The 22896-nt window shown below is 72.3% G+C and carries 26 protein-coding genes; 16 read left to right on the forward strand and 10 right to left on the reverse strand.

What is annotated here, in order from left to right; genetic code table 11:
• Positions 1-13 precede the first annotated feature (13 nt).
• Positions 14-553: an OsmC family protein gene (locus ABT158_RS01020; protein WP_352349526.1), complete on the forward strand. Its 540-nt coding sequence runs from the start codon at positions 14-16 to the stop codon at positions 551-553.
• 32 nt (positions 554-585) lie between these two features.
• Here ABT158_RS01020 and ABT158_RS01025 read toward each other — a convergent pair whose 3' ends face one another.
• From ABT158_RS01025 to ABT158_RS01035, 3 genes are all read right to left on the reverse strand, one after another.
• The gene (locus ABT158_RS01025) at positions 586-1683 is read right to left on the reverse strand and encodes a YeiH family protein (RefSeq protein ID WP_352349528.1); all 1098 of its coding nucleotides are present in this window, start codon (positions 1681-1683) and stop codon (positions 586-588) included.
• Entirely contained in the window at positions 1683-1817 is a 135-nt protein-coding gene (locus ABT158_RS01030) for a hypothetical protein (protein ID WP_352330037.1), read from the reverse strand. Before ABT158_RS01030 ends, ABT158_RS01025 begins: the two co-directional genes overlap by 1 nt.
• Positions 1818-1946: 129 nt before the next feature.
• A complete protein-coding gene (locus ABT158_RS01035) occupies positions 1947-2843 on the reverse strand; it encodes a TauD/TfdA dioxygenase family protein (protein WP_352349530.1) in 897 nt (298 codons plus the stop codon).
• 120 nt (positions 2844-2963) lie between these two features.
• Here ABT158_RS01035 and ABT158_RS01040 point away from each other — a divergent pair, with 120 nt between their 5' ends.
• From ABT158_RS01040 to ABT158_RS01080, 9 genes are all read left to right on the forward strand, one after another.
• A complete protein-coding gene (locus ABT158_RS01040) occupies positions 2964-4112 on the forward strand; it encodes an LLM class flavin-dependent oxidoreductase (RefSeq protein WP_352349532.1) in 1149 nt (382 codons plus the stop codon).
• Entirely contained in the window at positions 4099-4971 is an 873-nt protein-coding gene (locus tag ABT158_RS01045) for an amino acid ABC transporter permease (protein ID WP_352349534.1), read from the forward strand. The genes ABT158_RS01040 and ABT158_RS01045 overlap by 14 nt, the downstream gene beginning before the upstream one ends.
• Positions 4971-5723 carry an amino acid ABC transporter ATP-binding protein gene (locus tag ABT158_RS01050; RefSeq protein WP_502911471.1) on the forward strand — a complete coding sequence of 251 codons (753 nt, stop codon included), beginning with the start codon at positions 4971-4973 and terminating at the stop codon, positions 5721-5723. The genes ABT158_RS01045 and ABT158_RS01050 overlap by 1 nt, the downstream gene beginning before the upstream one ends.
• A 15-nt stretch (positions 5724-5738) precedes the next feature.
• Entirely contained in the window at positions 5739-6722 is a 984-nt protein-coding gene (locus ABT158_RS01055; RefSeq protein WP_352349538.1) for an ABC transporter substrate-binding protein, read from the forward strand.
• Complete coding sequence (locus tag ABT158_RS01060) at positions 6719-7183, forward strand: GNAT family N-acetyltransferase (protein ID WP_352349540.1); 465 nt, start codon at positions 6719-6721, stop codon at positions 7181-7183. Before ABT158_RS01055 ends, ABT158_RS01060 begins: the two co-directional genes overlap by 4 nt.
• An 83-nt stretch (positions 7184-7266) precedes the next feature.
• Positions 7267-8331: an ABC transporter substrate-binding protein gene (locus ABT158_RS01065; RefSeq protein ID WP_352349542.1), complete on the forward strand. Its 1065-nt coding sequence runs from the start codon at positions 7267-7269 to the stop codon at positions 8329-8331.
• Positions 8332-8343: 12 nt separating this feature from the next.
• Complete coding sequence (locus ABT158_RS01070; RefSeq protein WP_352349544.1) at positions 8344-9150, forward strand: ABC transporter ATP-binding protein; 807 nt, start codon at positions 8344-8346, stop codon at positions 9148-9150.
• The gene (locus ABT158_RS01075; RefSeq protein WP_352349546.1) at positions 9147-10010 is read left to right on the forward strand and encodes an ABC transporter permease; all 864 of its coding nucleotides are present in this window, start codon (positions 9147-9149) and stop codon (positions 10008-10010) included. Before ABT158_RS01070 ends, ABT158_RS01075 begins: the two co-directional genes overlap by 4 nt.
• 13 nt (positions 10011-10023) lie before the next feature.
• Complete coding sequence (locus tag ABT158_RS01080) at positions 10024-10434, forward strand: RrF2 family transcriptional regulator (RefSeq protein ID WP_352349548.1); 411 nt, start codon at positions 10024-10026, stop codon at positions 10432-10434.
• Positions 10435-10439: 5 nt separating this feature from the next.
• Here ABT158_RS01080 and ABT158_RS01085 read toward each other — a convergent pair whose 3' ends face one another.
• Both ABT158_RS01085 and ABT158_RS01090 read right to left on the reverse strand, forming a co-directional pair.
• The gene (locus ABT158_RS01085; RefSeq protein ID WP_352349550.1) at positions 10440-11090 is read right to left on the reverse strand and encodes a response regulator; all 651 of its coding nucleotides are present in this window, start codon (positions 11088-11090) and stop codon (positions 10440-10442) included.
• Positions 11087-12247 carry a sensor histidine kinase gene (locus tag ABT158_RS01090; RefSeq protein WP_352349552.1) on the reverse strand — a complete coding sequence of 387 codons (1161 nt, stop codon included), beginning with the start codon at positions 12245-12247 and terminating at the stop codon, positions 11087-11089. The genes ABT158_RS01085 and ABT158_RS01090 overlap by 4 nt, the downstream gene beginning before the upstream one ends.
• A 118-nt stretch (positions 12248-12365) precedes the next feature.
• Here ABT158_RS01090 and ABT158_RS01095 point away from each other — a divergent pair, with 118 nt between their 5' ends.
• From ABT158_RS01095 to ABT158_RS01105, 3 genes are all read left to right on the forward strand, one after another.
• A complete protein-coding gene (locus ABT158_RS01095) occupies positions 12366-13400 on the forward strand; it encodes a DUF418 domain-containing protein (protein WP_352349554.1) in 1035 nt (344 codons plus the stop codon).
• 81 nt (positions 13401-13481) lie between these two features.
• On the forward strand, positions 13482-13991 hold the full coding sequence (locus ABT158_RS01100; protein ID WP_352349556.1) for a SigE family RNA polymerase sigma factor: 510 nt from the start codon (positions 13482-13484) through the stop codon (positions 13989-13991).
• Positions 13988-15112, forward strand: a complete 1125-nt coding sequence (locus ABT158_RS01105; protein ID WP_352349558.1) for a hypothetical protein — start codon at positions 13988-13990, stop codon at positions 15110-15112. The genes ABT158_RS01100 and ABT158_RS01105 overlap by 4 nt, the downstream gene beginning before the upstream one ends.
• On the opposite strand, the gene ABT158_RS01110 is transcribed toward ABT158_RS01105, so the two are convergent.
• The 4 genes from ABT158_RS01110 to ABT158_RS01125 are packed head-to-tail and all read right to left on the reverse strand — an operon-like array spanning position 15107 to position 19023.
• A complete protein-coding gene (locus tag ABT158_RS01110) occupies positions 15107-15949 on the reverse strand; it encodes a TIM barrel protein (RefSeq protein WP_352349560.1) in 843 nt (280 codons plus the stop codon). The two genes, ABT158_RS01105 and ABT158_RS01110, sit on opposite strands and share 6 nt — an antisense overlap.
• Before the next feature lie 5 nt (positions 15950-15954).
• Positions 15955-16791 carry a carbohydrate ABC transporter permease gene (locus tag ABT158_RS01115; RefSeq protein WP_352349562.1) on the reverse strand — a complete coding sequence of 279 codons (837 nt, stop codon included), beginning with the start codon at positions 16789-16791 and terminating at the stop codon, positions 15955-15957.
• A complete protein-coding gene (locus ABT158_RS01120; protein ID WP_352349564.1) occupies positions 16785-17672 on the reverse strand; it encodes a carbohydrate ABC transporter permease in 888 nt (295 codons plus the stop codon). Before ABT158_RS01120 ends, ABT158_RS01115 begins: the two co-directional genes overlap by 7 nt.
• A 28-nt stretch (positions 17673-17700) precedes the next feature.
• On the reverse strand, positions 17701-19023 hold the full coding sequence (locus tag ABT158_RS01125; protein WP_352349566.1) for an ABC transporter substrate-binding protein: 1323 nt from the start codon (positions 19021-19023) through the stop codon (positions 17701-17703).
• Positions 19024-19309: 286 nt separating this feature from the next.
• Here ABT158_RS01125 and ABT158_RS01130 point away from each other — a divergent pair, with 286 nt between their 5' ends.
• The 3 genes from ABT158_RS01130 (at position 19310) to ABT158_RS01140 (ending at position 22403) form a co-directional block, all read left to right on the forward strand.
• The gene (locus tag ABT158_RS01130) at positions 19310-20311 is read left to right on the forward strand and encodes an SIS domain-containing protein (RefSeq protein WP_352349568.1); all 1002 of its coding nucleotides are present in this window, start codon (positions 19310-19312) and stop codon (positions 20309-20311) included.
• An 87-nt stretch (positions 20312-20398) separates the two neighbouring features.
• Positions 20399-21271 carry a PfkB family carbohydrate kinase gene (locus ABT158_RS01135; protein ID WP_352349570.1) on the forward strand — a complete coding sequence of 291 codons (873 nt, stop codon included), beginning with the start codon at positions 20399-20401 and terminating at the stop codon, positions 21269-21271.
• Positions 21272-21314: 43 nt separating this feature from the next.
• Positions 21315-22403, forward strand: a complete 1089-nt coding sequence (locus ABT158_RS01140) for a LacI family DNA-binding transcriptional regulator (protein ID WP_352349572.1) — start codon at positions 21315-21317, stop codon at positions 22401-22403.
• 15 nt (positions 22404-22418) lie between these two features.
• Here ABT158_RS01140 and ABT158_RS01145 read toward each other — a convergent pair whose 3' ends face one another.
• Complete coding sequence (locus ABT158_RS01145; protein WP_352349574.1) at positions 22419-22706, reverse strand: DUF3040 domain-containing protein; 288 nt, start codon at positions 22704-22706, stop codon at positions 22419-22421.
• Positions 22707-22896 lie beyond the last annotated feature (190 nt).

Genomic DNA, 22896 nt, shown 5'->3' on the forward strand with positions numbered 1-22896 from the left:
GAGAGAAAGACCCATGAGCACCCTTCGCGAGTACCTGTCGCACAAGCGCGCCGCCCTGCTGGCCCGCCGGGAGGCCCCGGCGGGCGGCCCGGTGCCGCTGCACGCCCACGTCACGGCCGAGGGCCGCAGCGGGATCCGGCGCATCAGGATCAGGGACTTCCAGATCATCAGCGACAGCGGCCCCGACTTCGCCGGCTACGACCTCGGCCCCGGCTCGCCCGAGCTGCAGGCCGGCGTCCTGGGCAGCTGCGTGACGCACATCTTCCTGATCAAGGCGGCCGAGCTGGAGGTGCCGATCGACTCCCTGGAGGTGGACGTCCGCGCCGAGTACGACCCGAGGGCCCAGCTCCCGGGCGACCAGGGCGTCCCGGTGTACCCGCACAACTTCCGCTACGAGGTGCAGATCGGCTCGCCCGCCTCGGACGAGCAGCTGGCCGAACTGCACGCCGAGGTCGAGCGGGTGTGCCCGATCCTCAACCTGATCCGCAACCCGCAGCAGATCAGCGGCTCGATCGTCCGGGTGGCGGATCCCGCCCAGCTGCCCGTCGCGTAGCGGGACGGCCCCGCCCCCCGAGGCGGGGCCGGTCAGCCGGCCTTGAAGCCGGAGAACAGGGCCAGGGCCAGGGCCAGGGCGACGACCACGTTCACCACCGTCGCGGCGGCGAACACGGCGACCGGCCGCCAGCCGGCCGCCCGCAGCGCCGCCACCCGGAACTCCAGCCCGATGCTGACGAACGCCAGGATCAGGAACCAGGTCCGCAGGTCGTTGGCGACCCCGACGACCGCCTTGCCCTCGGCCGCGGGGACCGTCGTGAGCCACCAGGTGGCGATCACGGACGCGGCGACGAACCCGAGCACGAACTTCGGGAAGCGCCGCCACAGCTCGGCCGCCCCCGGCCGCTCGGCGTCCGCCCGCCGCTCGACCCGGAAGGCGAACCAGGCGGTCAGCGCGACCACGACGACGCCGATGAGCGCGTTCTGGGTGACCTTGACGATCGTGGCGATGGCCAGGGCCTCCTCGCCCGCGATCGTGCCGGCGGCGGTGACGGCGGCGGTGGTGTCGATGTTGCCGCCGATCCAGGCCCCCGCCACCTCGGGCGGAAGCCCGAACGCCGAGGCCAGGGCGGGCAGGACGAAGATCGACGGCAGCGCGAACGCGATCACCAGGCTCGCGCTGTAGGCGAGCTGCTCCTTCCTGGCCTGGACGGCCCCCGCCGCCGCGATGGCCGCGCTGACCCCGCAGATCGACACGGCCGACGACAGCAGCGCGCGCAGCCGGTCGTCGAGCCCGAGCCGCCCGCCGAGCCACCAGGTGAACAGGAACACCGTGCTGATCAGCACGATCGCCTGGAGCACGGCCGGCCCGGCGGCGGTGACGATCACCTTGAGGTTGATGGAGGCGCCGAGCAGCACCAGCCCGGTCTTGATGAAGAACTCGGTGCGGAATCCGCCGGCCAGCCGCTCCCGCAGCCCGGCCGCGGTCAGCAGCGCGTTGCCGAGCAGCCCGAGGGCGATCGCGTAGACCGGGAACTCGACGGCCTTGGCGAGCCCGGAGTCGGGGAGCCAGCCGGGCACGCCCTTCTCCAGGAACCGGGTCGCGGCGGCCAGCACGAGGACGACCAGGACGCCGAGCGCCGCCCCGCGCCAGGTCGCGCGGTCGGCGGTGACGGTCGCGGCGCTCATCAGGGCACCAGCCCGACGGGGATGACGCCGGTGAGGACGAGGACGAGCAGGACCAGGCCGACGGCCGTGGCGGCCCAGTCCTCGTTGATCGCGACGCGGCTCTCGCGTCCGGTGGGGGATTCGCCGGTGCTCATGGGCGTGCCTTTCAGGTGGGGGATGAGAGGTGCGGGCGGGGCCCAGCCAACCCCGCCCGCACTGGCTTCGGCCGCTCCGCGAGGCCCCGGCCACGGCGACGTTCGTGGCCGGGGCGGCCCCGGGGAGGGTCAGGCGGCGATCGGCGAGTAGGTCGCGGCGTCGCCGCTGAGGGCGGTGCTGGTGCGGCCGTCCACGCCGACCGGCACGTCCCCGGCGATCGTGACCCGGTGCAGGCGGCGGGGACGGTCGCCGAAGTCGTGCACCACGCGGTGCTGGGTGGCCCGGTTGTCCCAGATCGCCACGTCGCCGGGCGACCAGCGCCAGCGGACGGTGTTCTCCACCTCGGTGACGTGCTCCTGGACCAGCCGGATGATCGACCCGGAGGTGTGCCCCGACAGGCCGCTCAGCCGCTTGGCGAAGTCGCCGAGCAGGATCGAGCGCTCGCCGGTCTCCGGGTGCACGCGCACGACCGGGTGCTCGGTCTCGAACAGGGTGGAGGCGAACACCTCGGCGTGCTCGCGGGCCCGCTCGTCGATCGTGGCGGTGTGGACGTAGTCGTACTGGTTGGTGTGCACGGCGCGCAGCCGGTCGAGCAGGTCGCGCAGCTCGGCGGGCAGGTTCTGGTACGCGCTGACGGTGTTGGCCCACAACGTGTCGCCGCCCGCCTCCGGCACGACGACCGCGCGCAGCACCGAGGCCAGCGGCGGCCGGTCCACGAAGGTCACGTCGGTGTGCCAGCGGTCGACCTTGTGGCCGTTGCTGTAGTCGAGGTCCAGGATGTGGGCGTTGCCGTGCAGCGCGGGCACGGTCGGGTGGGCGGCGGTCGGCTCGCCGAGCAGCCGGGCGAAGCCCACCTGGCTCTGCTCGTCGAGGTGCTCCTGACCGCGCAGGAAGATCACTTTGTGGGTGAGGAGGGCCTGGCGGAGCTCGGCCACGACGTCGGGGTGCAGATCGGGCGCGAGCCGCACCCCGGTGATCTCGGCTCCTATACGGCCGGCGACGGGGGTGATGGTCAGGGATGGCATGGTGTCCTTCCTTCCGTACGCCTCCACCGTAAATAAAAACCAACTAAATTGGTAGGGCTTGACGGAATAAGATCGCCGTGCTGGGGTGAAAGGCGTTCACGACGCCAGAAAGGCCGCGACATGCCTGTGGAGTTCCTCGGTATCGGTGGCACCAACGACGGCTCGGAGACCTCGCCCCGCTCGGGCCCCTCCTTCGACAAGCAGTACACGCTCCGGCTCGCGCGGGCCCACCAGGAGCACGGCTGGGACCGGGTGCTGTTCGCCTACGGCTCAGGCTCGCCCGACCCGGCCCAGGTGGCGGCGTTCGTCGCCGGGCGGGTCGAGGGCCTGGGGATCCTGCTGGCCCACCGACCGAACGTGTCGTACCCGACGTACGCGCTCAAGACGTTCGCCACGCTCGACCAGATCAGCGACGGCCGCCTGACCGTGCACTTCATCACCGGCGGCAACGACCACGAGCAGGGCAGGGAGGGCGACGTCCTGACCAAGGACGAGCGGTACGCCAGGACCCGGGAGTACATCCGGATCGTCAAGAAGGGGTGGACCTCCAGGGAGCCGTTCGACCACGAGGGCGCTTACTACTCCTTCAGGGACTTCGTCTCCGACGTCTTCCCGGTCCAGCGGCCGCGGCCCCAGGTCTCCTTCGGCGGCTCGTCGCCCGCGGCGTACGCGGCCGGCGGGGCCGAGGCCGACGTCTACTGCCTGTGGGGCGAGCCGCTGGCCGAGACGGCGCAGCAGATCGCCTCGGTCAAGGAGGCGGCCCGCGCGGCCGGGCGGGCCGACGTGCCGCGCATCCAGGTGGCCTTCCGGCCGATCATCGCGCCCACCGAGGAGCTGGCCTGGGAGAAGGCGCACCGGATCCTGGGCGAACTGCGACAGGGCCGGGCGAACCCGCGGCGGCGTCCCGGGGGCCCGCCGCAGAACGCCGGGTCGCTGCGGCTGCTGGAGGTGGCCGCCAGGGGAGAGCGGCACGACCGCGCCCTGTGGACGCCCACCGCGGCGGCCACCGGCGCCGCCGGCAACTCCACCGCCCTGGTCGGCACCCCGGAGACGGTCGCGCAGGCCCTGCTCGACTACTACGACCTGGGCGTGGAGATCCTCTCGGCGCGCGGCTACGCGATCCTGGAGGACGCCGTCGACTTCGGCCGGCACGTCATCCCGCTCGTCCGCGCGGAAGTGGCCCGGCGCGACGCCGCCCGCGACAAGGCCGCCGACGCCGCTGGTCCGGGTCGTGGCGACGGCGTGCGTGCGGGCCATGGCGCTGCGTGACACGGCTGCGGCGGTGCCCGCCGCCGGGCAGGAGGAGCCCGCGCCGAAGGTCGTGACCGCCCGCCGCCCGTCACGGGCGGTGGCCGCGCTCGCCGTGCTGGTGCTGCTGGCGATGGCGGCCAACGCCCTGGTCACCAACCCCGCCTGGGAGTGGGACGTCGTCGGCATGTACCTGTTCGCGCCCTCCGTCCTGCGTTCGGTGCTGCTCACGCTGGAGCTGACCGCGCTGGGCATCGGGCTCGGGTTCGCGCTCGGCACCCTGCTGGCCCTCATGCGCCTGTCGGCCAACCGGCTGCTGGCCTCGGTGGCCTGGGGGTACGTGTGGCTGTTCCGCTCGGTGCCGCTGATCCTGCAACTGCTGTTCTGGTACAACCTGGCGCTGCTGTACCCGAGGTTGTCGTTCGGGGTGCCGTTCGGGCCCGCCTTCTTCGACGTCGGCACGATGGACCTGATCGGGCCGGTCACCGCCGCCGCGCTCGGGCTCGCGCTGCACCAGGCGGCCTACGCCGCCGAGATCGTCCGCGGCGGCCTGCTGTCGGTCGATCCGGGGCAGCGCCTGGCCGCGGCGGCGCTGGGCGTGCCGCGGGCCCGCCGGTTCTTCCGGATCATCCTGCCGCAGGCCATGCGGACGATCGTGCCGAACGCCGGCAACGAGATCGTCAGCCTGGTCAAGGGCACCTCGGTGGTCTACATCATGGCCCTGCCCGAGCTGTTCTACCAGGTGCAGGTGATCTACAACCGCAACGGCAGGGTGATGGCGCTGCTGCTGGTCGCGACCGTCTGGTACCTCGTCCTGACGACCACGCTCTCGGTCGGCCAGCACTTCCTGGAGCGGTACTACGGCAGGGGCCGCTCATGATGGTGGAACTGGCCGGCGTGCACAAGAGCTTCGGCCCGCTGCACGTGCTCAAGGGCATCGACCTGCGCGTACGCCAGGGGGAGGTGGCGGTGGTGCTCGGGCCGTCCGGCTCGGGCAAGTCCACCCTGCTGCGCGTGATCAACCACCTGGAGAAGGTGGAACGCGGGACGGTCACGGTCGACGGCGAGCTGCTGGGCTACCGGCGCGCCGGCGACCACCTGTACGAGCTGCCCGAACGCGAGATCCTCCGCCAGCGCACCAGCATCGGCTTCGTCTTCCAGAACTTCAACCTCTTCCCGCACCTCACCGTCAGCCAGAACATCGCCGAGGCCCCGCTGTCGGCCCAGCGCCGGCCGCGCGCCGAGGTGGCCGAGCTGACCGCCCGCCTGCTCGACCGGGTCGGGCTGGCCGGCAAGGCGGCGGCCTACCCGCGCACGCTCTCCGGCGGCCAGCAGCAGCGCGTCGCCATCGCCAGGGCGCTGGCCCTGGAGCCCAAGGTGGTGCTGTTCGACGAGCCCACCTCCGCCCTCGACCCCGAGCTCGTCGGCGAGGTGCTGGAGGTCATGAAGGACCTGGCCCGCAGCGGCACGACCATGATCGTCGTCACGCACGAGATCGGCTTCGCCCGGGAGGTGGCCGACACCGTCGTGTTCATGGACGACGGCCGCATCGTCGAGCGCGGCCCGGCCGCGCAGGTCCTCGACGCCCCGCGCCACGAGCGCACCCGCGCCTTCCTCGGCAAGGTCCTCTGATCACAAGGAACCCCCATGCGTCTCACCGCCGTGCCCGCACTCCTGCTGATCCTGTCCGCCACCGTCACCGCCTGCGCGGCCGAACCCGCGCTCGTCCAGAGAGCCGGCGAGGGGACCGGTGCCGACGGCGCGGTCGCCGGCCGCGCCGTCGACACCGGCCCCGACCAGAAACGGGTGCGCACCGGCAAGGTCGCGAGCATCGCCGCCCGGGTGCCCGCCGAGATCGCCCGGGACGGCCGGCTCACCGTCGGCTTCAGCGTCCAGAGCTCGCCGCCGCTGGTCTTCCCGGCCGGCGACAACGTCACGCCGATCGGCGTGGAGACCGACCTCGCCCAGCTCGTGGCGGACGTGCTCGGCCTGGACCTGGAGCCGGAGAGCTCCTCCTGGGAGAACCTGTTCCTGGGCGCCAGATCCGGCAAGTACGAGGCCGTGTTCAACAACGTCACCGTCACCGAGGAGCGCAAGGACGTCTACGACTTCGCGACGTACCGGATCGACCAGCTCGCCTGGCAGGTTCCCGGCTCCAGCCCGATCAAACAGATCTCCGGGCCCGCCGACGTGGCCGGGCTACGCGTCTCGGTCGGCTCGGGCACCAACCAGGAGAAGATCCTGCTCGACTGGGACGCACAGAACCGGAAGGCCGGCCGGAAACCGGTCGAGATCCTCTACTACCAGAAGTACGGCGACGTGCTGCTCGCCCTGAAGTCGGGGCGCGTGCAGGCGTACTTCGGCCCCAACCCGACCGTCGCCTACAACGTCGCGGTCAGCGGCGGCTCCAGGATCGTGGGCACCGCCTCGGGCGCCGGGCCGGGCCTGCAGGGGCTCATCGCGGCGATGACGAAGAAGGGCAACGGCCTGGTCGGGCCGGTGCACGACGCGCTGGCCACGGTGATCGGGAACGGGACGTACCGGCAGGTGCTCGACCGCTGGGGGCTGGGCAACGAGGCGGTCCCCGAGTCCAGGGTCAACCCGCCGGGCCTGCCGAGGCAGAGCGGTTGAGCGCGCCCGCCTTCGAGGTCCGCCTGGTCGCGCCGGACGATCCCGCCGTCCGGCCGCTGCTGGCGGACCTCGCGCTGGAGTACGCCAGCCGGTACGGCGCCAACGACGAGCTGAACCGGTACCCGGCCGAGGAGTTCGCGCCGCCGGACGGGGCCTTCCTCGTCCTGGTGCTGGACGGCGAGACCGTGGCGGGCGGGGCCTTCCGCCGCTACGACGCCGACACGGCCGAGCTGAAGCGGGTGTGGACGCATCCCGGCCACCGCAGGCGCGGCCTGGGCGCGGTCGTCGTACGGGAGCTGGAACGCGAGGCCGCCCGCCGCGGCTACCTGCGGATCCACCTGACCACCGGCCCCCGCCAGCCCGAGGCCGTCGCCCTGTACCTGGCCGGCGGTTACACCCCGCGCTTCGACCCGGACGACCGTCCGGCGCGCGGGCCGTTGCCTTTCGTGAAGAGTCTGTGACCCAGAGTGGGATTGACGAGCGCCCTCTCTTCCTCCTATAAACACTCTAAAGCCACTAAAAAAGTGGGAAATAGGGAGAAGAGATGAACGCTCGCAGGGTTCGCGTAACGGTGGCCACCCTGGCCGCCCTGGCGCTCACGACCATGGCGGCCGCCTGTGGGGGCAGCGGCAGCCCTGCGGACAGCGGCGCGAAGAGCGGGGGAGCCGGCGCCACGCAGGTGCGTCTGGGCTTCTTCCCCAACATCACCCACGCCACCGCGCTGGTCGGCGTGGAGAAGGGCATCTACGCCAAGCACCTCGGCGTCGCGCCCAAGACCAGCACGTTCAACGCCGGACCGGCCGCGATCGAGGCCGTGTTCTCCGGCGCCATCGACGCCACCTACGTCGGCCCCAACCCGGCCATCAACGCCTGGTCGAAGTCGAAGGGCCAGGCCATCAAGATCGTCGCCGGGGCGGCGTCCGGCGGCGTGTTCCTCGTGGTCAAGCCCGGGATCAACTCGGTGGAGGACCTCAAGGGCAAGAAGATCGCCACCCCGCAGCTCGGCAACACCCAGGACGTCGCGCTGCGCTACTGGCTGACCGAGAAGGGCATCAAGACCGACACCAAGGGCGGCGGCGAGGTCTCGATCGTGCCCCAGGAGAACTCCCAGACCATCCAGACCTTCGCCACCGGCGACATCGACGGCGCCTGGGTGCCCGAGCCGTTCGCCAGCCGCCTGATCAAGGAGAGCGGCGGCAAGGTGCTGGTCGACGAGCGCGACCTGTGGCCGAACAAGCAGTTCGTGATCACCCACCTCATCGTCCGCCAGCAGTGGGCCAAGGAGCACCCCGACCTGCTCAAGAAGCTGATCGAGGCGCACGTCGAGGCCAACGACGTCATCGCCAAGGACCCGGCGGGTGCCGCGCAGACCGCCAACGCCGCCCTGCAGAAGCTGACCGGCAAGGCGCTCAAGCCCGAGGTGCTGGACAGCGCGTTCAAGAACATCACCTTCACCAACGACCCGATCGCCTCGTCGCTGGTGGGCAGCGCCGAGCACGCGACGAAGGTCGGCCTCCTCGACCCGGTCGACCTGAACGGCATCTACGACCTCACGGTCCTCAACGAGGTCCTCGCCGCCAAGGGCCAGCAGGCCATCTCCGACAAGTAGGAGGCGCACGCGATGTCCGCTCCGCTCACGGAGCAGGCCACCGGCCGGGTCGACGGGCAGAGCCCCGCGATCCGGCTGGAGGCCGTCTCCAAGCTCTACGGTCAGGGCCGGACGGCCCTGCAAGCCCTCGACCAGGTCTCGCTGTCGGTGGCGCCCGGCGAGTTCGTCTGCCTGCTCGGCGCGTCCGGCTGTGGCAAGAGCACGTTGCTGTCGCTGGTCGCCGGGCTCGACCGGCCCACGGCCGGCCGGATCGACGTGGACGACGCCCGCGTCGCGCTCATGTTCCAGGAACCCGCGCTGTTCCCCTGGCTGACCGTCTCGGCCAACGTCGAGATGGCGCTGCGCGCCAAGGGCGTCAGCAAGCAGGAGCGCCGGGATCGGGCCGCCGAGTTCCTCGACATCGTCCACCTGGGCGGGTTCGGCAGGAAACGGCCGCACGAGCTGTCCGGCGGCATGCGCCAGCGCGTCGCCCTGGCCAGGGCGCTCGCCCAGGACGCCGACGTGCTGCTGATGGACGAGCCCTTCGGCGCCCTGGACGCCATGACCCGCGACCTGCTGCACGACGAGCTCGAACGCATCTGGCGGGAACGCGCCCTGTCGGTCCTGTTCGTCACCCACAACGTGCGCGAGGCCGTCCGGCTCGGCGACCGGGTCGTGCTGCTGTCCAGCAGGCCGGGGCGGGTGGTCGAGGACTTCCCCGTCGCGCTGCCGCGGCCCCGCCGTACCGACTCGGGCGAGGTGGCCGAGCTGGCGGGGGAGATCACCGGCCGCCTCCGCCAGGAGGTCCTGCGCCACGCCCGTCAGGAGGAGCCCGCATGACGACGACGGACACCCACGCCCAGCAGCTGGCCGGGCTCGACGCGCTGGAGCTGGGCACCGGCCACCGCGCGGGCCTGGCCTCCCGGCTGTGGGCGGGGTTGTGGCCGATCGCCACGGCCGTGCTCATCGTGCTGGCCGTCTGGCAGGCCGTGGTGTGGGCGGGCTGGTGGCCCGAGTACGTCTTCGCCGGGCCGGTCACCACGCTCGCCGAGCTCGGGCACCGGCTCGGCGACCCCGAGTTCTACACCGCGCTGACGGTCACCATGCGCCGCGCGGTCACCGGGTTCGCCCTGGCGATCGCCGTCGGGCTGGTCGTCGGCGCGCTGGTCTCGCGGATCGGGCCGCTGCGCCGCGCCACGGGCTCGCTGATCACCGGGCTCCAGACGATGCCGTCCATCGCCTGGTTCCCGCTGGCCATCCTGCTGTTCGGGCTGACGGAGAGCGCGATCCTGTTCGTGGTGGTGCTGGGCGCGGCGCCGTCCATCGCCAACGGCCTGATCACCGGGGTGGACTACACGCCGCCGATCCTGCTGCGCGCCGGGCACATGCTCGGCTTCCGCCGGATCGCGCTCTACCGGCACGTCATCCTGCCGGCCTCGCTGCCGTCGTTCCTGGCCGGGCTCAAGCAGGGCTGGGCGTTCGCCTGGCGCTCGCTGATGGCCGGTGAGCTGCTGGTCATCATCGCCAACCAGGCCTCGCTGGGCGAGCAGCTCCACTACGCCCGCGAGCTGGCCGACTCGCCCGGCCTGCTCGCCACCATGATCGTCATTCTGGTCATCGGCATCGTGGTGGACCGCGTCTTCGGCCTGGCGGACGACGCGCTGCGCCGCCGCTGGGGCCTGCACCAGGTGAGCACCTGAGCAGTAGACGGTCATGCGGATCTCCGCCAGAACCCAGTACGCCCTGCGCGCCGCGGCCGAGCTGGCCGCGGCGCCGCCGGGCCCCATGCCCGCCGAGAAGATCGCCACGGCCCAGGGCATCCCCCGCAAGTTCCTCGACAACATCCTGCTGCAGCTGCGCCGGGCGGGCCTGCTGCACAGCCAGCGCGGCCCCGAGGGCGGCTACTGGCTGGCCAGGCCCGCCGCCGAGATCACCCTCGCCGACATCGTGCTGATCGTCGAAGGCGTCTCCGAGGGCGGCGACCACGGCGGCTATCCCGGTGTGGCCAGCCCGCTCGCCGAGGTGTGGAGCGCGCTGCGCGACCACGAGGAGATGATGCTGGCCGACATCACGCTGGCCGACATCGCCCGCGCGAGCGTGCGCCTGGGCGACGAGTCCCGCTGAGGACGTCACTGGCCCGCCACCCCGTTCTCCCAGGCCCACACGATGATCTCGACCCGGTTGCGTATGCCCAGCTTGTCGAGGATGGCGGAGATGTGGCCTTTCACGGTGCTCAGCGAGATGTGCAGGGCGGCGGCGATCTCCTGGTTGGTGCGTCCGGCGGCCACGGCGCGCACCACGTCGGTCTCCCGCTCCGACAGCGGGTGCACCGCTCCCGTCGCGCGCGGCGCCCGCCTGGCCAGGCGGCCCAGCAGGCGCGGCGTGATCGACGGCGAGATCAGGGCGTCCCCGGTGCTGGCCGCCCGTACGGCCTCGGCTAGCAGGGCCGGACCGGCGTCCTTCAGCACGAACCCGGCCGCGCCGCAGCGCAGCGCGTCGTAGACGTACTCGTCCAGGTCGAAGGTGGTGACCACGACCACCGGCAGCGGGTCGGGCACGCCGGCGCCGGCCAGGGCGCGGGTGACCGCGATGCCGTCCATGCCGGGCATGAGGATGTCCACCAGGCAGACGTCGGGACGTACCCGCCGGGCCAGCTCCACGGCCTCCGCGCCGTCCCTGGCCTCGGCCACCACGCGGATGTCGGGCTGGTCCTCCAGGATCAGCCGCAGGCCCCGGCGGACCATCGCCTGGTCGTCGGCCAGCAGCACGCCGATCGTCATCGCCGCCTCCCGAGCGGCCCCGTGAGAGGCAGGGTCGCGTGGACCGTCCAGCCGCCCTCCGGCCGGGGGCCCGCGCGCAGGGTGCCGTCGAGGGCCTCGACGCGTTCGCGCATGCCGAGCAGGCCGTAGCCGCCGCGGCTCCGGGACGGCGGCGCGGGCGGCGCGTCGTCGGCGACCTCGACCACGACCGCGCCGTCCCGCCCGGTGACCTCGACCGTGACCTCGACGGTGACCGCGCGGGCGCGGGCCGCGTGGCGGGCGACGTTCGTCAGCGACTCCTGGACGATCCGGTAGACGGTGCCGGCCACCTCCGGCGGCCAGCTCTCGGCCTCGCCGTGGACGCGCAGGGTCACGGGCGGGCCGTCGAAGCCGCCGACCAGGTCGGTGAGCCGGCCGGGCGGGCCGGGCACGTCGTCGGCAGCCTCGCGCAGCAGGCCCACGACGCGGCGCAGCGCGGCCAGTGCTCCGGCGCCGGCGTCCTCGATGTCCTCCAGCGACTCCTCCAGCGGGCCCGACCCCCTGCGGGCCAGCAGCCGGGCGGCCTGGGCCTGCAGGACGATGCCGGTCAGGTGGTGGGCGGCCACGTCGTGCAGTTCCCTGGCCAGCCTGCGGCGCTCGTCGTACCGGACGCGATCGGCGGCCGACATACGGCGCGCAGCCAGCAGCCGCAGGCCGCCGCCGACGCCCACGGCGGCCAGCCACGCGGCCACGTTGAGCGTCACCGTGGCCCCGTTGTGCGCGCCGGGCACGCTCGCCGCGGCGACCGCGAGCCCACCGGCCGCGACGGCGCAGGCGGGCCGTACGGGAAGCGTCCTGACCGCCGACCCGACCAGCACGGACAGGCCCAGCGCCATGGCCGGTCCCGGTTCGTTCGGCAGCCCGGCCCACGCGGCGACCAGGACGGCCACGGCCGCCACCGCCAGCCCGGCCACGGCCGTCCACACCGGGGCCAGGCGGCGCGCCAGGGCCAGCGCGCACACCGCCGCCCCCGCCGCGCAGTCGAACACCCAGTAGCCGCCGCCCCAGCTGCCGGCGATCAGACCGGCCCAGAAGACCAGCACGGCGACGGCCGCCACCGCCAGCGCGGCCTCCGCCGTCACGGCCGCGGCCCGCCGCCCGAAGGGCCAGGCGAGCTCCGGCCGGTTCCGCACGTTCACGCACCCAGGCTAGGGAGGCGGGCCCGCCCGGCACACCGGCCGAAAGTACGGTCGCCGCGGCCCGAACCCTGCTTCGGACCCTCCCCGCGGCCCGCCGCCCACCGCACGATGAGGTTCCATGCCCTATGACGACCCGCGGCCCGCCCGCGCCCTGCCCCAGGACCACACACCGCCCGCCGCCCCCGGGCGGTCGCGCATCATCGCGCTCGACGTCGTGCGCGGTTTCGCCCTGTGCGGGATCCTGCTGGCCAACGTCCAGCCGATCTCGCACATCGGCACCGACCCGGTCACCGCGCAGCAGGCGACGCTCGACGACACCGCCCGCTGGCTGGGCCTGCTCGTCGAGCAGCGCTTCTTCCCGATCTTCTCGCTGCTGTTCGGCGTCGGCTTCTCGCTGCTGCTCGACTCCGCCGCCGCCCGCGTGCCGAATCCGCGGGCGTTGCTGCTGCGCAGGCTCCTCCTGCTGGGCTGCATGGGCCTGGCGCACATGTTCCTGCTGTGGCGCGGCGACATCCTGACCGTCTACGCGGTCGTCGGCCTGGTGGTGCTGCTGCCCTCGACGTGGTTGCCGCGCTGGGCCGTGGCCGGGCTCGCCGCCGTGCTCGTCGTCGCGGCGCTGGTCGTCTTCGGGGGCGGCACGATGCTGGTGCCCGGCCTGTTCCTGCTGGGCTCCGCCCTCACCAGGTACGGCGTGATCGACCGGATCGAGAGCTCCACCCGCGTCCCGGCGCTGCTGGCCCTCGGCCTCGCCGCGGCCACCGTCCCGGCGCTCGTGTGGCAGGCCGGAACCACGGGCACCCCCCTGCCGATGGCCGCGTCCGGGCTGCTCATGGCCGGTCTGTACGTGTGCGTCCTGCTCGTGCTGCTCAGGAGCCCGCTGCGCCCGGTGTTGCGGGCCGTCTTCGCCCCGCTGGGCCGCATGGCGCTGACCAACTACCTGAGCGCCACCGCCCTGGTCCTGGTCCTCGGCAAGCTGGCCGGCGGCCCGCCGGAGGGCTGGACGCTGACCACGATCGCGGGGATCGCCGCCGTCATCCTGGCTCTGCAGTGGGTGTGGTCCACCCTCTGGCTGCGCCGGTACCGCTTCGGCCCGCTGGAATGGTTGTGGCGCTGGGCCACCTGGGGCCGCCGTCCCGCCCGGCGGGCCCGGTGAGACCGTAGGGAAATCTGCGGCGAACCTGCAACCCTCCGCCCGGCCGGCCGCGTTGGGAACGGGCGAAGGGAGATCACCACATTGGACGCTCATGACGGCTTCCGCGAGTTCGTCATCGCCCGGCAACAGGCGCTGATGCGGACCGCCTACCTGCTCGTGGGCGACCCTCACCAGGCCGAGGACCTGCTCCAGAGCGTGCTGGTCAAGGTCGTCCGGCACTGGCACAAGCTGGCGCGGGACGGCAACCCGGAGGCGTACACGCGTAAGGCGCTGGTCAACCAGTACATCTCGTGGCGGCGCCGGCCGAACCCCGAGCTGCCCAGCGCCGACCCGCCCGAGCGCGCGGTCACCTACGACGACGACGCGCTCGACCGGATCGTGCTGCGCCAGGCGCTGGACAAGCTGACGCGCAAGCAGCGCGCGGTGATCGTCCTGCGGTTCTGGGAGGACCTCACCGAGGCCCAGACCGCCGACGCGCTCGGCTGCGCGGTCGGCACGGTGAAGAGCCAGACCCATCACGCGCTGGCGCGCCTGCGCGCGCTGGCCCCCGACCTCGTGGACTCGCGAACCCCTCAGGAGGCGGCCCGATGACCAGACTGCGTGACGCGCTGAACGGCATCGCCGAGGAGGCGCCCCCGGTGAACCTGGCCGACCTGGCGGTGGCGGGGTACCGGCGCAGACGCCGGGCGTCGGCGACGCTGGCGGCCGCCGCGACGATCGCGGTGCTGGCCGGGGTGACGGCGGCCGTGCTGGTGGCCGGGCCGCGGCGGGTGCCCGCCGCCGCGCCGCAGGCCGCGGCCGCGGCCGTGCCGGTCCTGCCCGCGGGGAAGGTGGGGACGCTCAGCCACGCCTACCGGCAGAGCTGCCCGGCCGCCAAGGGGGAGAGCGCGTCAGCCGGCTGCCTGGACGGCGAATGGCGAGTGGTCACCGCCGACGGCAGGACGTACCGGGTGCCCCAGGCGCTCGCGAGGACCGCCAGGAACGACCGCGTGCCCGTCGCCGTCAGCCGCGACGGGCGCATGTTCGCCTACTACGACAAGGACGCGGGGGCGCACGTCGTCCGGGACATGGTGACCGGCGCGGAGACGATCTCCGCCGCGGAGGTGAAGGAGGAGCGCCTCGGCATGGGCTCCATGCTGGTGGTCTCCGACGACGGCCGCCACCTGGCGTTCGACCCGCGCGAGGGCACCAGAGACCCCGGCCTGCTGATCGACGTGCGGACCGGCGCGACGGTGTCCGTCCCCGGCGTGTACGAGCCGGTCGCCATCAAGGACGGCGTCGCCGAGCTGGTCCGCTACCGCAAGACCGACCTGCTGTTCATGCCGGTCACCGGCGGCGGCCGGCCGGTGCGCTTCGACGGCGTCTTCATCATGTTCAGCGAGCTCGCCCCGGACGGCCGCACGGTGGCCGCCTTCGAGTTCCCGCCCGGCAAGAAGGTCCCGCCCGAGTACATGACCCGCCGGCTCACCCTGCTCGACACCAGGACCGGCCGCACCGTGCGGAAGGTCTCGGTCAAGGGCCTGCCGAAGAGGGCGGGCATCGACGGCGTCACGATCTGGCGGAGCCCGTCGGAGGTCACGCTCACCGTCGAGGTCGGGAAGGGCGCCCGGGCCTACGCGGTGGACGTCCGCACCGGCAGGTCCAGGCTGGTGGCCAGGTATCCCGGCCGGGGCGGGGGGCTGGTCACGCCCGGAGCCGCCGGCGGGCTATGAGGCTCCCGGGAGCGCTGCCTGTACGGAGGCCAGGCAGCGCTCCACCACGGGACGCGGGTCGAAGGCGTAGTCCCCGGCGCCGAACAGCTCGAACGTCATCGCCCCCCGGTAGCCCCTGCGGTCCAGCGCGGCCAGGTACTCCGTGAGCGGCAGCTCGCCGTCGCCCCAGGCCAGGTGCCCGGTGGGGGAGCCGTCGATCAGGTGCACGTGCCTGACCCGGTCGCCGAGGGCGTCGAAGTAGTCGTCCACGCCCTCCCCGGCCGCCGCCATGGCCACGGTGTCCAGCACCGCGCCCAGGTTCGGGGCGCCCACCTCGTCGATCATGCGGGCCAGCGTGGGCGCGTCGTTGACCAGGTTGGACTCCACCCGCTGCAACGCCTCCAGCACGCACGACACGCCGAGCGTGCCGGCGTACGCGCAGATCTCGCCGATCGCGTCGGCCGAGCGCCGCCAGGCGGCGGCGACCGGCTCGTCCTCGAAGCCCCGGCCCGGGGTCAGCAGCAGCAGCTCGGCCCCCAGCTCGGCGGCCAGTTCGGCGGCCCGGCGGAACATCGCCACGCTCGCGGCCCGCAGCCGGCTGTCCGGCGAGGCCAGGTTGACGGGGTAGGCCACCTGCTCGGGCGTCAGGCAGCGGACGGTGAGCCCCCGCCCGGCGGCGCGCCGGCGGATCGCCCGTGCCTCGGCGTCGCTCAGCCACGGCACGTGCAGCTGCGGCGCGACGCCCCACAGCTCCAGGTGCTCGCGCCCGAGCGCGGCGGCGTCGTCGAGGAAACGGTCGAGTGGCAGGTGCTGGTAGGCGAAGTTCGAACCGGTGATCTGCCGCAGTGACAACGACATCAGACTCACTTCCCGACCCCGTCGGCGAGGCCCTTGACGATGTAGCGCTGGCCGAGGAAGAACAGCAGCACCACGGGCAGCGCCGCGATCACCATCCCGGCGAAGACGACCGGGAAGTCCGTGCCGTGCTTGCTCATCAGGCTGGTCAGGCCGACCGGCAGCGTCTGGACGCCGGCGCCGCTGGTGAAGACCATCGCGAACAGGTACTCGTTCCAGGCGAACAGGATGTGCAGCAGCACGGTCGAGGTGAGGATCGGCTTGCACATCGGCAGGATGATCCGCCAGAACGCGGTCCAGCGGCCGCACCCGTCCATCTCGGCGGCCTCGTCCACCTCGCGCGGCAGGTCGATCATGTACGCCCGGATGAGGAACGTCGTGAACGGGATCCGGAACGCGGTGTAGAGGATCAGCAGCGCCCAGAAGCTGTTGTACAACCCCATGGCCTGGAACATCTTGACCAGCGGCACGAGCGCCACGGTCGGCGCGAGCATGAGCCCGCCCAGGATGCCCATCGTGACGAACCGGTTGAACGGGATGTTCACCCGGGTCAGCCCGTAGGCCGCCCACGCGCTGACGAACACGGTGGCGACCGTGGAGGTGAGCGTGACCAGCACGCTCGTCGTCAGGTAGTCGCTCACCCCCCGGTTCCACGCCTTCTGGTAGCTCTCGAAGCTCCAGCTCGACGGCAGCGCGAACGGGTTGCCGAACAGCTCGCTGTTGGACTTGAACCCGTTGAGCACCATCCACAGCAGGGGATAGAGCACGACCACCGCGAGGCAGAGCAGGAACGCCCAGAGGAACACGCGCGCGATCACGCCGAGGAAGCCGCGGCGACTCACCATTCCACCCTTCTCTTACGGGTGACCCACATCTGTCCCACGGCGATGCCGAGCGTGATGACGAAGATCACCGTCGCGATGGCGGCGGCGTAGCCGAAGTTGTTGCGCACGAAGCCGCTGCGGTAGAGCCAGGTGCCCAGGACCTGGCTGGAGTTGTCGGGGCCGCCGCTGGTCATCACCATGACCTCGTTGAACACCTGGAAGGCGCCCGAGATCGTGACCATCATCATCAGCCCGGTCATCTCGCGCACGAGCGGCACGGTCACGTGGAAGAAGCGGCGGACCGGGCCGGTGCCGTCGATGGCGGCGGCGCCGTAGATCTCGCGCGGGATGCGCTGGATCGCGACCGCGAACAGCAGCGTCGAGTAGCCGAAGCCCTGCCACTGGCTCATCGCGATGATCGCCGACATGGCGGTGCTCTCCTGGCCCAGCCACGCCTGGGCCAGGCCGTCCAGGCCGATCGCCCTGAGCAGGTGGTTGAGCGGGCCCAGGTTGGGCTCGTAGATGAAGTAGAAGAGCAGGCCGGCGACGGTCATCGAGATCGCCGACGGGATGAAGTACACCGCCCGCAGGCCGCGCTGCCACCGCTCACTGCGTACGCCCTCGATCAGCGCGGCCAGCAGCAGCGCGCCGAACACCTGGAAGACGATCGAGACCACCGCGTACAGGACGTTGTTGCCCAGCGAGGACCAGAAGACCGGGTCGTCGATCAGCTTGCGGTAGTTGTCGAGCCCGACGTACTCCTGGGTGCCGCTGTAGATGTCCCACTTGAGGGTGCTGAACTGGAAGTTCTGCACCAGCGGCAGGTAGACGAACACCACGACCAGCGCGAGCGCGGGAGCCACCCACGCCAGGCCGAGCGCCCGTTGACGTATGGCACGCACCGGCATGCTCTCCCTCCGGCCGCCCGGCCTACTTCGCCGACTCCGACGCCGCGCGGACGCTCGCCAGCACCTTGTCGGGGGTCGAGCCGCCGCTGATCAGCGCCTCGCCGCCGGCCAGCCAGGCGTCGGCGACCTCGGGCACGGTGACGGTGTCGAGCCACGCGGCCAGCCGCGGCGCCTTGTTGACCTGCTCCATGCCCTCGTAGACGGCCTTGCTGGAGGTCTCGGGGCTGACCGCGCCGACGACCGTGCTGGGCTGCCCGTACGGGGGCGCCGACAGGGTCTTGGCGTTCTGCGTGGAGGTCACGAACTTCATGAAGTCGACGGCCAGCGCGGCCCGCGGCGACCTGGCGTTGATCAGGTAACCCTCGGGCGCGCCCTCGATGGTCTTGGGGTCGCCGGCCGCGTTCTGGGGGACGGGGAGCTGGAAGATGCCGAAGTCGTCCGGCTTGAGGCCGTTCTTGTCGATGGCGTTGTCGAACTCCAGGACCTCCTGGTAGTACATGGCCGCCTTGCCGTCGTGGAAAGCCTGCTGCGCCGAGCTGTAGAGCACGCCGTTGGTGCCCTTGCCGGTGTCGGTGCAGGTGTCGACCAGGGTCTTGAACCGGTTGAGCGCGGTCACGTAGCCCGGGTTGTCGAGCTTGGCCGTCTTCGGGCTGAAGTCGGCCTGCAGGACGTCGGCCGGCACGTCGTAGGCGAAGAGCTGCTGGAGGTAGTGCAGGGCGGGCCAGCCGTCCTTGTTGCCGAAGGCGATGGGCTCGTAGCCCGCCTTGCGCAGCGCCGCGCAGCTCCCGACCAGTTCCTCGAACGTGCCGGGCACCTTGACGCCGGCCTTGTCGAAGGCGGTCTTGTTGTAGCCCATGAACTTGCCGTTGCCGTACAGCGGGATGCCGTAGTACTTGCCGTCGTAGGCGAAGGCCGACAGCGAGCCGGGGCTGAACGTCTTGCCCCACTCGGTGTCCGGGCCGATCACCTTGCTCAGGTCGGCGGCCCGGCCGCCGCGCACGAAGTTCTCCGCCCAGTTGCCGCTCCAGGTGAAGAAGACGTCGGGCAGCGCGTCGGAGGCGGTCAGCGTCTTGGTCTTGTCCTTGATGCTCTGGTCGGTCTCCTGGATGAGCTCGACCTTCACACCCGGGTGCTGCTTCTGGTACGCCGCGGCCAGGTCCTCGAAGTACGGCTGCAGCGGGTCGCCGGCGAACTTGGTGAGGATGCTCAGCGTGCCGGAGAAGTCGGGCGTGGCGGACAGGTCGGCGGCGGGGGCCTTGGCCGCTCCGTCGCCGCCGCCGGAACAGCCGGCCAGGGCGAGCGTCCCGAGGAGCGCCGCGAACGACGTCATTGCGCGAGGGCGCATGGGCTTCCTTTCTCTCGGAGGGAGAGGGGGACCTGCCGGTCCGCGGTGGGGGTGTTGGCTGACTGTACAGATGAACTGATACCGGTACCAGAGTGCGAAGCAAGATTTTCTTCCCGAGCGCCTTCCCGCGGGCCTTTTTCCGCGACGAAACAGCAGCAAGATGTTGGTTCTCGCAGGTGGGGTGTTGACGCGCGGCCGGATCCTGTGTCAGCGTGACCTCCGCGTGATACCGGTATCAGGCCGCTGGACGCCGCCGGCCCGCAAGCTTTCCCGAAAGGACGCGAAGATGCTCGGATTCAACGAGCCGGAATTCCTGTCGCAGCTGGCCAGCACCGTGGCCCTGCGCCCCCAGATCGAGGAGCTCGTCGATCGGCTCGTGGACCAGGGGTTCGACACCCTCCTGCTCGTCGGCGCCGGCGGCACGTACGCCCAGATGTGGCCCTACGAGCACCTGGCCAGGCGCAGCTCGACGCTCGACGTGCGCGCCGCGATCGCGGCCGAGCTGGTCGTCTCGGGCGACGCCCGGCTCGGCGAGCGCACGGTCGCGATCTTCACCTCGGTCTCCGGCACCACCGAGGACAGCCTGCGCGCGATCGAGTACGTCAAGGACAGGGGCGCGTACACGGTCGGGTTCACCGGCTACCCCGACTCGCCGATCGCCAAGGCCGTGGACGCCGTGCTGGTGTCGGAGCCGAAGGCGTGGCCGTTCGACCAGCAGATGTTGCTGTTCATGGGCCGCCTGCTGTCCCGCCGCGGCGAGTTCGAGGGCTACGAGAAGCTGGCCGGCGAGCTGGCCGGGCTGCCCGGCGTGCTGCTGGAGGTCGCCCGGCAGGCCGAGCCGGTGGCCGCCGCGTTCGCCGAGGCCCACAAGGACACCGACTACCACTTCCTCATCGGCGGCGGGAACCTGTGGGGATTCACCTACCTGTACTCGATGTGCATTCTTGAGGAGATGCAGTGGCTGCGCACCACCAGGGTGCACAGCGCCGAGTTCTTCCACGGCTCGCTGGAGCTGCTGGAGGAGGACACGAGCGTGCTGATCTTCCAGGGCGAGGACGAGACGCGCCCGCTCACCGACCGCGCCGAGGCCTTCGCCCGGCGCATCTCCAAGGACGTCACCGTCTTCGACACCCGCGACTACCCGCTCGACGGCATCAGCCCCGAGTTCCGCGGCCTGCTCGCGCCGCTCGTGCTCGACACGGTGCTGGGCCGGGTCAGCAAGCACCTGGAACGCGTCCGCGACCACTCGCTCGACCTGCGCCGCTACTACCGGGTCATGGACTACTAGGCCGCCGCCACCCCGCTCCCGCTCCCGTCCGCCGGACGGGAGCGGCCCCGGCCTGCCCACCCCGAACCCCCTCGGCACAGGAGAAACATGAGAGTCCTCGGCTTCGGCGACAACATCGTCGACCGGTTCGTCGATCGGGGCATCGACTATCCGGGCGGCAACAGCGTGAACGTCGCCGTCTACGCTGGCCGCCTCGGCGTCGAGGCCGCCTACCTCGGGGTCTTCGGCGACGACGACCTCGGCGGCTTCCTGCGCGAGGCCGTCGCCGCGCAGGGCGTCGCGGTCGACCGCTGCGTGGTGCGCCCCGGCGAGAGCGGCGTGTCCCGGCTGCGCGTGGACGACGGCGACCGGGTCTTCCTGGGCTGGAACGGCGGCGGCGTCACCGTGCGGGAGCCGCTGGCGCTGACCGGCGACCTGCTCGCCTACGCCGGCTCGTTCGACCTGGTGCACTCCAGCGTCTACTCCGGCAGCGAGGACGAGCTGCCCGCGCTGGCCGGCCTGCGTCCCCTGGTCAGCTTCGACCTGTCCAGCGAGGACGACTACCGCGTCCCCGCCTACCTGGACCGCGTCTGCCCGCACGCCGACCTGGTGCTCCTGTCCTGCTCCCACCTGGACGCGGCGGGCACCCGCGACCTGCTGGCCCGCGCCGTGGCGAGCGGCGCCCGCCTGGCCCTCGGCACCAGGGGCGTGGACGGCGCGATGGCCTACGACGGCCACGACCTGGTCGCCGCCCCCGCCCGGCTGGTCGAGGACCCGGGCAAGATCGTCGACACCATGGGCTGCGGGGACGCGTTCCTGGCCGGGTTCGCCGTCTCCCTGCTGCGCGACGGCTGGCGCAAGGGCGCCGCGCCCGGCCGCGGGGCGGTCCTGCGGGCGCTGCTGGCCGGCGCGGAGACCGCCTACGACCAGTGCTTCGTCGAAGGCGCCTTCGGCTTCGGCAGGCCCGCCCCGCGCGGCTAGCATGGGCGTGCCCGCGACCCCCCAGAAACGAGGAACCCGTTCGATGGCAGCCGACCGGAGCCAGTCGGGCCGGCCGACGATCTCGGAGGTGGCCGCCGAGGCCGGCGTCGGCCGCGCCACCGCGGCCCGCACCCTCGGCGGCTACGGCTATGTCAGCCCGGAGCTGCGCGAACGGGTGCTGGCGGCGGCCGAGAAGCTCGGCTACCGCACCAACGCCCTGGCCCGCAGCATGTCCACCGGGGTCAGCCACACGCTCGGCGTGATCCTGGCCGACATCGGCAACCCGTTCTTCGCGGGCGTCATGCGCGGCATCTCCGACGCCTCGCGCGCCCGCGGGTTCGACACGATCGTGCTGAGCACGTACGAGCGGCTCGACGAGGAGGTGGCGGCCACCGACGTGCTCATCGACAAGCGGGTCGACGGCGTCATCATCGCCTCGGCGGCCGTGGGGCGCGACGAGGTCAAGCACATCAGGGCGGCCATGGGCCGGGGCATCCCGATCGTGCTGGTCGACCGCGCGGTCGCGCCGCTCGACCTCGACACGGTCGTCATCGACAACCGCGGCGCGGCCCGCGAGGCGGTCGAGGTGATGATCGCGGCCGGTCACCGGCGCATCGGGTTCGTGTGGGGGCCGTCCTCGGTCGATCCGCCCGTGACCAGGCGGGCGCTGCTGGAGAAGGCGCGCAACGTGTGGACCGACGGCGAGCGCCTGCGCGGCTACCTCGACGCGCTCGACGACGCCCGCATCCCCTTCGATCCCGAGCTGGTCATGACCGGCCCGAAGACCGAGGAGTGGGCCACCCAGGAGGTGGCCCGCATGCTGGCGCTGCCCGACCGCACCACCGCCCTGTTCTGCACCGAGACCGACGCCGTGACCGGGGCGCTGCGGGCCGTGCGCGCCGCCGGGCTGTCCTACCCGGCCGACATCTCGCTCATCGGCTTCGACGACAGCGCCTGGGCGGCCGTCATGGACCCGCCGCTGACGATGATCGAGCAGCCGGTCCACCAGCTCGGCGCGAAGGCCGCCGAGGTGCTGCTCGACGTGCTCGACGGGGCCGAGCCGCGGCACGACGTGCACACGCTGCGCTCGCGCCTGGTCACCCGCGCCTCGGTCGCCCCGCCGCCGTCCTGAGCGGGCGGCCGGCGGTCATGGACGAGTGACCTGGGGCGAGGTGGTCACCACCTCGCGGGTGGGGCGCGGCGCGGGCGGGGTGCGCGGACGGCCCGCCGCCACGAACACGACCGCCGACAGCAGGGTCATCGCGACCACGATGACCAGGATGAACGCCATCTCCCTGCGGGTCACCGGGCAGCGGCGGCGCCGGGCCGGCTTGGCGTTGAGCGCGTCGATGCGGCAGGCGAAGTCGCGGTCCTGCCAGCGCAGGTCCTGCTCGATCTCGGCCAGGATGCGGCGTTCGCGGTCCGACAGGCTCATGGCCGCCGCTCCCGTCCCGCGACGCCGTGGGCGGGGGCGGGCGGTGAGGTCAGCGGTTCGGTCATGTCGTTCTCCGTCGCTCCCGGTCAGAAGTAGCCCCCGTCAGGGCGGCCCGGTCGGGGCCGGCCCTGGTCAGAGGGCGTCCCGCTGGTGAGGCACGCCTTCGTGGCGGCGCGCTCTGGCGGGTCGC

The organism is Nonomuraea sp. NPDC001636 (assembly GCF_040298265.1).
In the GTDB taxonomy this organism is placed as follows: Bacteria; Actinomycetota; Actinomycetes; order Streptosporangiales; family Streptosporangiaceae; genus Nonomuraea.